This window comes from Streptomyces sp. A1136 (genome assembly GCF_004795055.1).
Taxonomy (GTDB): Bacteria; Actinomycetota; Actinomycetes; order Streptomycetales; family Streptomycetaceae; genus Streptomyces.
Window position 1 is genome coordinate 37,551 of the sequence record NZ_SSBJ01000002.1, and the last position, 13,182, is coordinate 50,732.

Here is a 13,182-nt window from a genome sequence, read left to right on the forward strand (position 1 = left end):
GGTACCGGACATCCCCTAGGGGTTTGGGGAGGGGGCCCCGGGAGGCGCGGCTACGCCCCGGACCTGCCGGTGAGCTTGGCCGCACGGGCCTTGAGGCCCCACTGCGTGACCCGCCACAGGGCCTCCACCACGATGTCCTTGCTCATCTTGCTGTCGCCGAACTCACGCTCGACGAACGTGATGGGCACCTCGACGACCCTGAAGCCCTTGCGGACGGCCCGGCGGGCGAGGTCGACCTGGAAGCAGTAGCCCGCGGAGGCGACCTCGTCCAGGCCCAGTCCCTCCAGGGTCTCGCGGCGGAAGGCGCGGTAGCCGCCGGTCACGTCGCGGATCGGGACGCCCAGCATCAGCCGGGAGTAGGTGGACCCGCCCCGGGAGAGGATCTCGCGGCTCTTGGGCCAGTTGACGACCCGGCCGCCGGGCACCCAGCGCGACCCCAGCACCAGGTCGGCGCCGGCGAGCGCGGTCAGCAGCCGGGGCAGTTCCTCAGGCCGGTGGGAGCCGTCTGCGTCCATCTCGACGATGACGCCGTAGCCGTGCTCCAGGCCCCAGGCGAAACCCGCGAGGTAGGCGGCGCCCAGCCCTTCCTTGCCCTTGCGGTGCAGGACGTGGACGTGGTCGTCGGCGGCGGACAGTTCGTCGGCGAGCTTGCCGGTTCCGTCCGGGCTGTTGTCGTCGGCGACGAGGATGTGCGCCTCGGGCACGGCGGCGCGCACACGGCCGACGATCAGAGCGACGTTCTCCGCCTCGTTGTACGTGGGGATGATCACCAAGGTGGTCCCGAGGGGCCCGTAGGTCCGCTGTCCGCCGTCGCTCACTAGGTCCCCTTGCATGCTTCTCGTCCAGCCCCGCCTCGTCCGTCCCGTCACCAGCGGGACGATTTTAGAACAGTGGTCGGGGCCCGCGGTCCTTCGGGCCGGCCAGGCTCCCGCTGGCTGCGGGTGACCGTGGCCGTTGTCTACTGGACCGCCGGGCCCCGACCTGGGACCACCCGCCCCCGGATTCCGCTGGGGGCGCCCGCACCGGCGAAACTTCCCTCGCCCCCGAGGCGCGGGTGCGCCGGGCGGACGGATCCGTCCGGAGGGGACGTCCTGTGGTGGACCCGGCCGAACCTATCCGGGTCGGGCCACCGGTACCGAACCGAGGCCCCCCGGATCACCCCTGTGGCCGTACGAATACCTCCCGGCCGCCCACGACCGTGGCCAGGCACACGGGCAGGTCCGCGCCGGGCGTCAGGTCGGGCAGACCGGGGGTGCCGGAACGGGGATCGGTCGACCAGCGGGCCACCCGGTCGTCGGGCGCCTGCACCACGAGTTCCTCGGTGCGCCAGACCGCGTAGTCGGCGGGGGCGCCGGGGACGAGAGTGCCCGCGTCGTCCCGGCCGAGCGCCCGCCACCCGCCCCGGGTGTGCGCGGCGAAGGCGGCTCGTACGGAGATCCGGTGCTCGGGGGTCCGGTGGAAGGCCGCCGCGCGGACGGTCCCCCAGGGGTCGAGGGGGGTGACGGGGGCGTCCGAGCCGAAGGCCAGGGGCACCCCGGCTTTGAGCAGGGCGGCGAAGGGGTTGAGTGTCCGGGCCCGCGCGGCACCGAGCCGGTCGGCGTACATGCCGTCCTCACCGCCCCAGGCGGCGTCGAAAGCGGGCTGCACGGAGGCGGTGAGGCCCAGCTCGGCGAAAGCGGCGATGGTGGCCGGGGTCATCATCTCGGCGTGCTCGACGCGGTGGCGGGCGGCGCGGACGCGGGCGAGCCCGACCTTTTCGGCGGCGGCCCGCAGCCCCTCCACGACGGCGGTGATCGCGGCGTCGCCGATGGCGTGGAACCCGGCCTGGAGGCCGGCCTCGGTGCAGGCGACGACGTGCGCGGCGACGTCGCGGGAGTCGAGGTAGCCGGTGCCGGTGTGGGTCGCGTCGGAATACGGGGCGTGCAGGCACGCGGTGTGGGAACCGAGGGCGCCGTCCACGAACAGGTCGCCGGCGGCGCCGACCGCCCCGAGTTCCGCGGCGCGCTCGATGTCGCGGTCGGCCCAGTAGCCGAAGACGCGCGGGCCGCCGTGGTGGGCGGCGAGGTCGAGCAGGGCGGTGAAGTCCTCGGGCGAGGAGATCTCGGGGCCGCCGCACTCGTGGACGGAGCCGATGCCGAGGGAGGCGGCGCGGTCCAGGGCGGCGCGCTGGGCCTCGGCGCGCTGGGCCGGGGTGACGGCGTCGAGCGCGGCCCGGCGGACGGCGTGGTGGGCGTCGCCGGTCAGCGGCTCGTCACCGGCCCGGTGAACGCCTGGGACGAGGTCCAGCAGGGCGGTGGTGACGACCGCAGAGTGGACGTCCACCCGGCTGAGGTAGAGCGGACGGCCGCCGGCGGCCTCGTCGAGTTCGGCCCGGTGCGGGGCCCGGCGCTCGGGCCAGCGGGCGGCGTCCCAGCCGTGGCCGAGGAGCACCCGGTCGGCGGGGCGGCGGGCGGCGTAGGCCCGGACGAGGGCCAGCGCCTCGGGAAGGGAGTGGGCCGCGGACAGGTCGAGGCCGGTGAGGGCGAGGCCGGTGGAGGTGGTGTGGACGTGGGCGTCGGTGAACGCGGGGGTGACGAGCGCGCCGTCGAGGTGGACGACCTCGTCCACGCCCTGCGCGAAGGCGTCGGCGGCGCCTTCGGAGCCGACCCAGGCGATGTGGCCCCGCTCGACGACCATCGCGGTGGCGAAGGGGTCGGCGGGGCTGTGCACCTCACCGCCGCGGAGCAGGACGGTGCGGCGGGTTCCGGCGGCGGTGGCGGAGGCGGTGCGGTCAGTCATGCCCCCAGTTTCGCTGGTCGCCCGCCTCCACCCGGACCCGACCCCCCACGGGCGGCCCGGGCGGGGCCGGCCCGGGGCCGGCGCCTCGGTCCGGGGCCCGGGACGCGCCGCGAGGCCGCGCGGCGGGGTCAGACGCGGGGCGGACGGGCTTCGTAGGGGGTGGAGAGGACCACCGTCGTGCGCGTGGCGACGTGGGCCAGGGCGCGGAGCCGGCCCAGGAGGTCTTCGAGTTCCAGGGGCGTGGCCACGCGCACCTTGAGGATGTAGTTCTCGTCGCCCGCGACGCTGTGGCACGCCTCGATCTCCGGGACCCCCGCGAGCCGCTCGGCGATGTCGTCGGGGGCACTGGGGTCGAACGGTTTGACCGAGATGAAAGCCGTCAGCGGCAGCCCGACGGCCTCGGGATCGACGACGGCCGCGTAGCCGCGGATGACTCCGCGCTGTTCCAGCCGGCGTACTCGCTGATGGACTGCCGACGTGGACAGTCCGGTGGCCTTGCCCAGATCCGTGTAGCTCATCCGCCCGTCCCGCACGAGCAGATCCACGATCTGGCGGTCCAGCTCCTCCATTGCGCTCATAGCCGCTCAACCTATTGCCCAGAGCCGCTCCAGGCACAGCGGTGTCCACGGGGAAACGGCACCTGCGGCGGGCATGTGACCAAGGCCACAGGGGTATGGATGCGTACGCGCGGCTCCGGTGGTTACTCGTGCCGCGCGACGGGAAGTGCTTGCTGTGGCCGTGGCCGAAGAATCTGCCCGCCCGGCCCACCCAAGGGGGAGTACATCCATGCTGAACACCAACGGCGCCGGCCGCATGAGTGAAGCCGAGTACGCGGACGACGCGGACTATCTCGAAGATGCCGACGGGTTCGACATCCACCACGCGGTCTGCCCCCACTGCGGGCAGTCGATCGCCCTGGTCGCCGACGAGGAGTACCTGCCGCAGCACGCGCTCTGCCTGACCCCGTGGAACCCGTTCGGGCTCACGGTGTGCGCGGGCACGGGTCGCCCGGCCTCGGAGGCGCTGCCGACGGTGGGCGCGTTCCAGACGGACGCGTCGGAGCCGGCGGTGGTCGTGCTGACGCTGCCGCAGGGGCTGGACTGGCGGACGCAGCCCTTCTCGCACGTCGGCGGTCCGGGCTCGCGTCCGGTGCGGATGACGGCGACGGTGCTGCCGCCGCAGATGCGTCAGCACGCGCAGGCCGCCTGACCGGCCGGGCCGGGGCCCTACCAGTACGTTCCCCGCACCATGGCGGCCAGAGCGGCGTGGTGCAGGATGAGGCCGTCGGCGTGGTCGCCGTCCGTCGGTCTGCCGACCTCACCGAAGTGCGCCTGCCGGTAGGCGATGCGCAGCATCACGATGCCGTGCCGCAGGGCGGCGTACAGGGTGTGGAACTCCATGTCGCGCGGGGTGTGCCCGGTGAGTTCGGCGTAGCGGCGTTCGAGGTCGTCGCGGCGCAGGAAGTCCGGCAGGCCCACCTGGCCGAAGCCGACGGTCAGGTCCTGGAAGAAGCGGTGGAGGTAGACGGTCCAGCCGAGGTCCACCTCGCGGGGGGCGTACGCCGCCATCTCCCAGTCGAGTACGGCCACCGGTTCGAAGCCGTCGGCCTGGTAGATCACGTTGCCGATGCGCGCGTCGCCCCAGTTGAGGACCGGTTCCCCCTCGTCGTCGGGCCAGAGTTCCTCCAGCCGGTCGAAGGCCCGTTCCAGCAGCGGTGAGCGGGGCATGCCGTCCACCACCCAGGCGTAGTAGTCGCGTTGGGCCTCGACGTGCCGGCGCAGCGGGCTCCCGGAACCGGGCGGGAGGAGGAACCGCGCCTCGCCGGACGGGAACTGGTCGTGGAGCCGGGCCAGGAGGGAGATGCTCGCCTCCTGGAGGACGGCGCGTTCGGCGTCGGTGGCGGAGTGCAGCCAGTTCCCCTCGTAGGTGTAGGGCATGACGTCGGGCGGGACGCGCCCCTCGGCGCGGGCCATGACGAAGAAGGGCGCGCCGAGTGGCCGGGGGTCCTCCTCCAGCCAGCGCACCCGGGGCACGGGAAGGTCGGTGTGTTCGGCCACCAGCCGCATCACGCGGTACTGGCGGCCCATGTCGTAGGTGGGGAAGACGGTGTGGGCGGCCGGGTCGGCGGCCAGGCGCAGGGCGCAGGCCCGGTCGGGGGCGTCGGGGTGCTCGATGTCGAAGAGGAGGGTCTCGCTGGACATGCCGTTGGAGCCGGGCACGGAGGTGTTGGCGACCTTGGCGCCGGGGAGGCGGGCGTCCAGCCAGGCCGTGAGGCGCCGGCCGAGTTCCTCGGGGTCGCGGGTGGAGGTACGGGGACGTGGTGCCGTTGCCATGGACTGGCCCTCCTGCTGTTCCGGTTCTGCTACGGGGGCTCGTGCGCGGGGGCGGACGCGCGCGACGGGATACGCGGGGTGGCGTCGCGGGGCGGGGCGCGCGGGGCTACGGCGCGACCGAGGTGTAGTCGGTGAAGCCGCTGGGGTCGTGGCGGCCGAAGCTCCCGTGCTCGAAGATGCCGTGGCCGACCCGGCCGTCGAGGGTGAAGCCGGCCGAGTGGTCGGTGACGCCGAAGGCGGCCATGGGATGGGCGCCCGGGTCGGAGAGGTCGTAGACGCGCCGGTCGGTCCAACCGCGCCCCTGCCAGGTGCCGTGCTGCCAGTCGGCGGCGGGCGGGTAACCGGCGCCGACGGCGAGCGGGGAGGAGTTCAGGATCTCCACGCCGAGTTCGAGGGGTTTGCGGGCCGGATCGGTGAGGTGGACGACGGCGCTCCGGGGGTGGCGGCTGCCGGGGCGGTAGCGGATGTCGGTGTGCGGCCAGCCGAGTTGGACGTCGCGCCGGCCGCTGCCCTCGGGGAACACCTGGACGGCTTCGCCGAGGGTGCGGTGGCCGTCGGCGTCCTCCTGGGTGACGACCATGAGGAAGCGGTCCTCGAAACGGACGGGGATCCAGAGCCAGTGGAAGCCCTCGGGGCGGTACTCGTCCGCGGCGCGGCCGCCGTCCTCGCCGGGGATGGGCCGCACGCCCCAACTCCGGTCGCGTGTGCCGGTCCAGGTCGTGGGGGCGGCGGTGAACCGCTCGCCCTTGGCATGGATGGCGCCGCGGACGTTGCCCGCCTGGACGAAGCGCCGGCCCTCCACCATGAGACGGTCGCCGCGCCGCTGGATGTGGTGCGGCTCCCACACGGCGGGGAACTCGGCGGTCCAGGTGAGGTCGTAGGAGAGCCCCTCGGGGTCGGCGGGGTCGGCGTCGCAGTGGAGGGTGATCCGCTTGAGCGGTTCGTGGACGGTGATGCGGAGCGGGCCGACGGAGAGGTCCATGCGGTCGTCGCCGAGGGCGTCGGAGGCGCGGACGGCGAGGAGTTCGTCGCCGAGGCGCAGGGTGGCGTAGGCGTCGATGACGCCGGCATTGGGGTAGACGCCGAGGCCGAGGATGAGGACGGCACGGCCGGCATGGTCGAAGACGTGGAAGATGCAGCGGTCGTATGCGTTGCGGTCGCCGCTGACGAGGTGCTTCATCGACAGCGGCGCCTGGTGGATGGGGTACTCGTCCAGGGGCACGGGCCGGTCGGCGGGCATGACGAACCTCCTGCGTACGGGTGGGCTCCACTCGGACGGATATGACGGTACGTCAGAAACTGTCGCCGCTACCAGGGTTGTGGCACACCATGACATGTCGGCACAGCCGGCCGGCGGGGCTCGCCGCGCGCGGAGGACCTGCCCCGTAGTCTGGTCGGGTGACCACCACCGCGGCGCAAGAGGCGTTTTTGCAGGCGTTCCACGCCGAACACCCGGCGGTGACCGCGGAGGCCTTCGGCCGCGGTCGCGCTCCGGACGGCCGGTCCGGCTACGAGATCTTGCGCGATCGGGTGGCCGGAAGCAGGCGGGTGCTGGATCTCGGCTGCGGTGACGGCGTCCTGCTCGAACTGTTGGCCCGAGAGGAGGGGAGACGGCTCGCGGGGGTGGACCTGTCGGCGCATTCCCTTGCGTCGGCACGGCGCCGGCCGGCGCTTCGCGGGGCGCGGCTGGAAGTGGGCCGGGCCCAGGAGCTTCCCTTCGCCGACGAGAGCTTCGACGCCTGCGTCTCCCACATGGCGCTGATGTTGATGAGCGAGGTCGAGCAGGTCGCGGCCGAGGTCGCCCGCGTGCTGACCCCCGGAGGGATCCTGGCATGTGTGGTGGGAGGTGGGGCCGTCGGTGGCGAGGCCTTCGAGCGGTTCCTCGGGCTGTTGCGGCGCACGATCGAGGAGATGCCCGCCGCGCGGCGCATCCCGGCGTTGGGGGACAGGAGGACGCGCAGTCGCGAGGGGCTCGACGAAGTCCTCGGACCGGCGGGTTTCGCCCCGGTGGAATGGGAGACCGTTCGCATCGATCTGAGCGGTCCGGTGCCGGAGGTCTGGGCTGCCGTCTCCACTCTCTACGACGTCGGCCCGCTGGACGGGGCGAGTGTGGAGCGGCTGCGTGAGGCCTTCGTCGCCGAGGTCCGGGACATGACGACGCCGGAGGGCCTCGTCCCCTGCGCTTTCAAGATCCACGTCGCCACGACGCGTCTGCGTGAGCGAGCCGGCGACCGGTAGCCGACGGCCGGCGGCCGGCGGCCGGGCACGGCCCACCGGGGCCCCGCTCGGCCGGCTCCGTCACCGCCGGGTACCTCGCCGGCCGGTGGCGGCTGTCGCCCGCAAGGTCGCCCGCACGGTCCGGACTTGGTCGTTGGGCCGCCGACGCGGTCCCCGCCGGGGGCCCCGGGAGCGGGCGGGGGTGGCCCCGGCCGACGCCTCGGGAACGCCGGCGTCGTGATGGACCGGGGCAGCCCGAGGCGGCGCCCCGGGAACGCCCTGGAACCGGAGGGCGTGTGGCAGGCACACCACCGCATCGGTCGCCACCGCCGTGGACGGCGGGTGCGGTCGATGCGCCCGGCCTCGTCGCCGCACGGACGATCGAGTCCGCACGGGGCGACCCGACCGCCCGGCCCTCCCCCACCCCCCCGCCCCGAACGGAGGGCGCGGCACGGGCGCGCCGGCGAGGGACCATCGGGGCGAAAGGCTGCGTGGCCACCCCCGGCTCCGGTGCGCATCCGTACGAGCCGACGCCCCCGCGACCGGTCGGGACCGGATGAGGCGGTCACCGCACCAGTGCACCGCGGAGCCCGTCGGACGGGCGCCGGCGGGGCAGGGGTCAGGCCGTCGTGCGGCCGGTCTCGGCGGCGCATCCGGGTCCGGTGCGGCCCGTCAGGGGCCGGCGGCCAGACCGCTGCCGCCGCCGGACGGGCCACCGGGCGGAGCCGGACGGGTCCGGCGGGCGCCGGCGGCCGACGCGCGGGGGCGCGCCGAGGGTGTCAGCGGGTTTCCGGGCCGGCCAGGTGGCGGGCGATGACCATGCGCTGGATCTGGTTCGTGCCCTCTACGATCTGGAGGACCTTCGCCTCGCGCATCAGCCGCTCCACCGGGAAGTCCGCCGTGTAGCCGTAGCCGCCGAGTACCTGCACCGCGTCGGTGGTCACGGACATCGCCGCGTCCGTGCAGAACAGCTTGGCCATCGCCGCCTGGCGGGCGAACGGCTTGCCCGCGTCCCGCAGGCGCGCAGCCGCCAGGTACAGGGCGCGGCCCGCCTCTATCTTCGTCGCCATGTCGGCGAGCATGAAGCGCAGGCCCTGGAAGTCCGCGATGGGGTGCCCGAACTGCTTGCGGTCCAGGGCGTAGGCGACCGCCTCGTCGAGCGCCGCCTGGGCCACGCCGATCGCGCACGCGGCGATGCCGAGCCGGCCCGCGTCCAGGGCGGCGAGGGCGATCGTGAAGCCTTGGCCCTCCTCGCCGATGCGCCGCGAGTCCGGCACCCGTACGCCGTCGAAGTGGAGCTGCGCGGTGGGTGAGCCCTTGAGGCCCATCTTCTTCTCGGGGACGGCCGCCGTCAGGCCCGCCGCGTCGCCGGGGACCAGGAAGGCGGTGATCCCCTTGGGGCCCTCGCCGCCGGTCCGGGCGAGCACGGTGTAGAAGTCCGCGATCCCGCCGTGCGTGATCCACGCCTTGGTGCCGGTGATCACCCAGTCGTCGCCGTCGCGTACCGCCTTGGTGCCGAGGGAGGCCGCGTCCGAGCCGGCGGCCGGCTCGGAGAGGCAGTACGCGCCGAGCAGTCCGCCGCCGAGCATCGCCGGCAGGTGGGCCGCCTGCTGCTCCTTGGTGCCGTAACCGGCCAGGCCGTGGCAGGCCAGGGAGTGCACGCTGACGCCGAGGCCCACGGTCAGCCGGGCCGCCGCGAGCTCCTCCAGCACCTGGAGGTAGACCTCGTACGGCTGCTCGCCGCCGCCGAACTCACCGTCGTACGGGAGGCCCAGCAGCCCGGCGTCGGACAGCAGGGTGAAGACCTCGCGGGGGAAGCGGCCGGCGTCCTCCTCCTCGGCGGCCCGGGGGCGGATCTCCCGCTGCGCGATCTCTCGTACGAGCGCGAGCAGATCGCGGGACTCTTCGGTGGGCAGCTGACGTTCCACCGGCTGCGGGGCGCGGTCGTTCATGGCGGCGCTCTCCTCCCTCTTCGGGCACGGCGACGGCGCGTGAGGTGTGGGACGCGTCGTCGGGTCTCGGTGCTCTCACAGCCGGTGCTGCCCTCCCGGATCACGGAAGGGCTGTTCAGCGGCTGCGGCGGCTTGAGTATGCCCGATCAGGGGCTTCCCGTCACCGGTCGTTGATCGTCAAGGTCCCCGGCCGCACCCGAGGGCTGTTCGAGTACGGGTCGAGCCGGGCACTCCGGTACGAATTCCTCGATCACGGTCAAAGTGGCCTTTGGTCGTCGCACCGGCGGCGCCGCCGGTTCCGCCCGGTCGGGCACCCCGTCGCCGCCGTCCGCGCCCGGCCCTCCGATCCATTCCAGGGTGGTTCCCTCAGCCCCGGAGAGCCAGCCGACGAGGGCCGGGCGGGCGACCGGCGGGACGGCGCGGCGCCCGTACGCGCCCTCCGCGATGGTGGCCACCGGTTCCTCGCTGACGGCGTCGCGCAGGGCGAGGACTTCGGCGTCGGACCCGACACCGGCCCGTGACGACGGTGCGGTACGCGGCCTGGTGGTGTCCTGCGTAGCGGAGGTAGCCGTCGATGGTGCGGCGGGCGCTTTCGGCGCCGGGGAGGTCGGTGTCCGCGTGGGCGCGGGCGACGGGTTCGGCCACCGACACCCCCACGACGGCCAGGTGGTGGCCGCGCTTGCCCTTGAAGGAGTAGTAGACCAATTCCTTGGCGAGACCGACCTGTTGGGCGATGTCGTCCATGGAAAGCACGTCGTATGGGGTGCGGCGAACAACGTGCGTCCTGCCCCAGGCGAAGGCGTACGTGTCCGTCCACGCTCCGCTGCTGTCGGTGCTGTCCTTCGTGGCGACCGACCTGGGCGGCTTCCTGGTGGGGATGCCGCTGGCGTGGCGGGCAGCGCGCCGGCCTTCGGCTGGACCCCTCGCCCGGTCCCGGGAGCGGAGGGCGCCGAGGGGCGGGACGACGAGCCCCGCGGGCGACCGGGCGCGCCGCGCGTCCTGGCCGTCGCCCTGCCGGTGGCCCTGCTGGTCTCGCGGCCGGCGGGCGCGGGCGCCCCCGAGCCTCGCTCTTCGCGCCCCGCGGCTTCGCGCTCGCCGAGGTGGCCACGGTCGACGGACCGCGCAAGGCGCTGGTGCTGAAGATGGCGGCCGCCTCGCTCCGCGACTACCGGCTGGGCACCCGGGACGGCCCGGAGGAGTACGGGCCGTCCGCTTCGTCGCTGGCGCCCCGCGGGGACGTGACCTTGGACCTGACCCGGTTCAGCGGGTGCATCGAGGGGGTGCTCTGTGTCACGTTCAGCCCGGAGGGGCTGCCCGCTCCCCCGGTCATCCCGCCGTTCGTCTTCATGACGCGGGTCAGCCGCCGAGCAGGCACCGGTCACCGCGGACGTGATCGTCACGGACGGGCTGCGACCGGAGGCGTCGTGAGCCCGGCCGGCGCGGCGTAGGACGGGACGGTCAGAGCCAGCCGACCTGGGTGACGAACATGGCGACCACGGCCACCAGGGTCCAGCCGAGTACGTGCTCCAGCCAGGCACCGCCCTCCTCGGGTCCGCCGGTACCGACGAGGCGGCGGGCGCGGGCGGCGAGCGCGGTGAGGGCGGGGGCGGAGGGTGCGCCGAGGGCGGGGGTGCGTGTGGTCATGCCGTCCAATGTGGCAGCCTTCGCGGCTTTCGCGGTAGAGACGGGCATCACGGGTGGCACACGTCACGCCCGCCGCGCGAAGCGGCGGGCGTGAACGGTCCGACGGTCGAAGGATGGTTACGGGGTCGTAGCGGACGTCCGGTTCGTACGGGGTCGTCCGGCCGGCGTCACGTGTGGCGCATCCGGCCGCCGCTGCGGCGCCCTGGTCCCGCCATGGCGGCCATCGCCAGGGCCAGCAGGGTAGCGACGGCGCCTGCGATCACGTTGCTGACCACCGTGCGGGTCGTGTCCACGTTGCCCGCGATCACCCACGGGGCGACGATCGTCCAGAGGGCGATGCCGACGGCGGTCCATGCCATGGCGTGGGTGCGTTCGTACGCGGTCCCGAGTCCGCCCATGCACAGGCAGTACGCCAGGCCCGCGATGAGGTTGTTGACCGCCAGTGCGCTCAGCACGCTGAATCCGGCGATCCACGGCGAGGCCGCGATGTAGAGGCCCGTGATGAGGGCCAGCGCCTCCACTGCCTGCGCGCGGGGCGTACTGGTGACCTGCTCGAACCGCGTGCGCATCTCCGCGAGGTCGGGGTGGTGCTCGATGCTTGAGTGCGTGGTCATGTCGGACTGCCTCCTGTTGAAGCTGCTCCTACACCGCCTCTGCCCTTTATGCCCCACTTACAACCCATTCGGTGTAAGAAAATCGGGGCGAGAAAGCCGACTCTCGCGCGACCCCCCGCCCGTCGTCCGGGCGCCGCGTCAGATCACCCCGACCGACCGCAGGGCCGCGAGCTGCGCGACGCCGGGACGGGCCGGGACGTAGAGGTAGCAGACCCCGCCGGTGGCCTGGACCTCCTTCCCCGCGGCGTTGTGGCGCCGGGTGCGCAGCCAGATGTTCTCCCACTCGGTACGGCGGTAGACGCGGCGTACGGCGGCGTCGTTCGGCGAGTTGGGGTCGTTGGCGATCACGTCGCCGGCCCCGGTGAAACCGATGACGGTCATGAGGTGGCCGGAGGTGCCGTATCCGGCCCCGGTGAGTTCCTCGGGCAGGAAGGACTGCGAGGTGATGACCGGGATGCCGGCCCGGATCAGGGTTTCCAGGTCCGTGAGGGAGGCCAGCCGGGTGATCACCGCGGCCATGTCCCGGTAGGTGGCGGCGTACGCGGCGTTGAAGGGCCAGTTCCCGCAGCCCTTGTAGGCGGCGTCGTAGGTGGAGCGGGCCGCGTGGCAGACCTGGGGGTCGGAGTACGAGGGGTTCACCCAGGCGAGGTCCCGGGCCGTGGGCTTCCGACCCCAGAACTCGATGATCATCTGGGAGGAGGTGGGGCTGCACCAGGCCTCGCCGCCGTTGTCGTACTCGGGATACCTGCCGATGTGGATCTCCTGCGAGTAGCGCGGCACCTTGAGCTCGTGGGCCGTGCCCGAGGGCTTGGAAGGGGGCACGGTGAACCGGTCCGGGACGCCCGAGGCCATGGCGCCCGCGAGCCAGACGGTGGGGCCGCCGGTGGCGCCGGGCTTGCGGTGGAGGGTCAGGCGCAGTTGCCAGTCCCGCAGGCGCGTCCCGGCGGCCTTCGCCGGGGTGTCGACGGCCAGGGTGTCGGTCCAGACGGTCGTGCGGCCGTCGGTCTGGCCGTCGACCGAGGTGCGGCGGATGTCGCCCTCGCCCGAGGCCCAGCGGCCCATCACGTACCAAGGGGTGGTCGTACCGTCGTCGTAGGTGCAGCGCAGCTCGGTCTGGATCCAGGTCCCGGCGGGGGTCCGGGCGTTCCAGGAGGCGATGGCCTCGGTGGCCGGGACGGCGGAGCGGTGCACGGGCGAGGTCCAGCCGGCGTACTCCCAGGCGGTCTTCTTCCCGGTGTGCGGGTCGGTGTACTCGGTCCGGCCGGCCGGGGTCCCGATCTCCAGGCCGGGGCGGGTGCCCGCGACGGCCTTGGTGCCGTGGTGGGTGCCGGCCTGCCAGTGGGCGTACGAGTACCAGAACCGGTTGTCGATCGTCGGGTAGGCGGCCCCGGCGCCGGTCCCGGTGTCGGCATCCCTGCCGGGCCGGGCGGTGGCCGCGGCCTTCCCCCCGGGGACGGTGGCCACGGCGGCGGCCGCGAGGGCGGCCGTGAGCAGGGCCCTGCGCGGGGTGGGTGCGGTCATGGTGGTGGCCCCCCTGGGGTCGGTCGAGGCGGTGGATCGGCTGCTCCACCCTTCCAGTTCCCGCGCCACGGGCGACGGAAGCCGGGCGGCCGTGTCGGGGCCCCGGGGGCGCCGGATCGGGCC

At 73.8% G+C, this 13,182-nt stretch carries 13 protein-coding genes; 3 read left to right on the forward strand and 10 right to left on the reverse strand.

The features are described from left to right. Positions 1 to 50: 50 nt before the first annotated feature. The 3 genes from E6R62_RS02045 to E6R62_RS02055 all read right to left on the reverse strand — a co-directional run bounded on the left by E6R62_RS02045 (position 51) and on the right by E6R62_RS02055 (position 3,347). Positions 51 to 833, reverse strand: a complete 783-nt coding sequence (locus tag E6R62_RS02045) for a polyprenol monophosphomannose synthase (protein ID WP_136210733.1) — start codon at positions 831 to 833, stop codon at positions 51 to 53. 322 nt (positions 834 to 1,155) lie between these two features. Beyond that, a complete protein-coding gene (locus tag E6R62_RS02050) occupies positions 1,156 to 2,778 on the reverse strand; it encodes an amidohydrolase (protein WP_136210735.1) in 1,623 nt (540 codons plus the stop codon). Between the two features lie 128 nt (positions 2,779 to 2,906). Further along, the gene (locus tag E6R62_RS02055; RefSeq protein WP_168713945.1) at positions 2,907 to 3,347 is read right to left on the reverse strand and encodes an Lrp/AsnC family transcriptional regulator; all 441 of its coding nucleotides are present in this window, start codon (positions 3,345 to 3,347) and stop codon (positions 2,907 to 2,909) included. 217 nt (positions 3,348 to 3,564) lie between these two features. Here E6R62_RS02055 and E6R62_RS02060 point away from each other — a divergent pair, with 217 nt between their 5' ends. Next, positions 3,565 to 3,987 carry a hypothetical protein gene (locus E6R62_RS02060; protein WP_136210739.1) on the forward strand — a complete coding sequence of 141 codons (423 nt, stop codon included), beginning with the start codon at positions 3,565 to 3,567 and terminating at the stop codon, positions 3,985 to 3,987. A 17-nt stretch (positions 3,988 to 4,004) separates the two neighbouring features. Here E6R62_RS02060 and E6R62_RS02065 read toward each other — a convergent pair whose 3' ends face one another. Next, the gene (locus E6R62_RS02065; RefSeq protein WP_136210741.1) at positions 4,005 to 5,111 is read right to left on the reverse strand and encodes a phosphotransferase family protein; all 1,107 of its coding nucleotides are present in this window, start codon (positions 5,109 to 5,111) and stop codon (positions 4,005 to 4,007) included. A 106-nt stretch (positions 5,112 to 5,217) separates the two neighbouring features. Continuing rightward, entirely contained in the window at positions 5,218 to 6,351 is a 1,134-nt protein-coding gene (locus tag E6R62_RS02070; RefSeq protein WP_136210743.1) for a hypothetical protein, read from the reverse strand. Between the two features lie 158 nt (positions 6,352 to 6,509). Between E6R62_RS02070 and E6R62_RS02075 the strand changes: the two genes are divergently transcribed. Beyond that, positions 6,510 to 7,349, forward strand: a complete 840-nt coding sequence (locus E6R62_RS02075) for a class I SAM-dependent methyltransferase (protein WP_136210745.1) — start codon at positions 6,510 to 6,512, stop codon at positions 7,347 to 7,349. A 758-nt stretch (positions 7,350 to 8,107) separates the two neighbouring features. Here the strand turns inward: E6R62_RS02075 and E6R62_RS02080 are convergent. Beyond that, a complete protein-coding gene (locus tag E6R62_RS02080) occupies positions 8,108 to 9,280 on the reverse strand; it encodes an acyl-CoA dehydrogenase (RefSeq protein WP_136210747.1) in 1,173 nt (390 codons plus the stop codon). A 366-nt stretch (positions 9,281 to 9,646) separates the two neighbouring features. After that, entirely contained in the window at positions 9,647 to 10,024 is a 378-nt protein-coding gene (locus E6R62_RS40600) for a hypothetical protein (RefSeq protein ID WP_368773866.1), read from the reverse strand. Positions 10,025 to 10,380: 356 nt separating this feature from the next. Between E6R62_RS40600 and E6R62_RS39330 the strand changes: the two genes are divergently transcribed. Further along, the gene (locus E6R62_RS39330; RefSeq protein ID WP_168713940.1) at positions 10,381 to 10,728 is read left to right on the forward strand and encodes a hypothetical protein; all 348 of its coding nucleotides are present in this window, start codon (positions 10,381 to 10,383) and stop codon (positions 10,726 to 10,728) included. 10 nt (positions 10,729 to 10,738) lie between these two features. On the opposite strand, the gene E6R62_RS02090 is transcribed toward E6R62_RS39330, so the two are convergent. The 3 genes from E6R62_RS02090 to E6R62_RS02100 all read right to left on the reverse strand — a co-directional run bounded on the left by E6R62_RS02090 (position 10,739) and on the right by E6R62_RS02100 (position 13,059). After that, positions 10,739 to 10,924 carry an SCO1431 family membrane protein gene (locus tag E6R62_RS02090; RefSeq protein WP_240801438.1) on the reverse strand — a complete coding sequence of 62 codons (186 nt, stop codon included), beginning with the start codon at positions 10,922 to 10,924 and terminating at the stop codon, positions 10,739 to 10,741. Positions 10,925 to 11,091: 167 nt separating this feature from the next. Beyond that, positions 11,092 to 11,538, reverse strand: coding sequence for an SPW repeat protein (locus tag E6R62_RS02095; protein WP_136210751.1), 447 nt, complete (start codon positions 11,536 to 11,538; stop codon positions 11,092 to 11,094). A gap of 138 nt (positions 11,539 to 11,676) precedes the next feature. Then, positions 11,677 to 13,059 (reverse strand): peptidase C39 family protein, encoded by a 1,383-nt coding sequence (locus tag E6R62_RS02100; RefSeq protein ID WP_136210752.1) that lies wholly within the window; start codon positions 13,057 to 13,059, stop codon positions 11,677 to 11,679. Positions 13,060 to 13,182 lie beyond the last annotated feature (123 nt).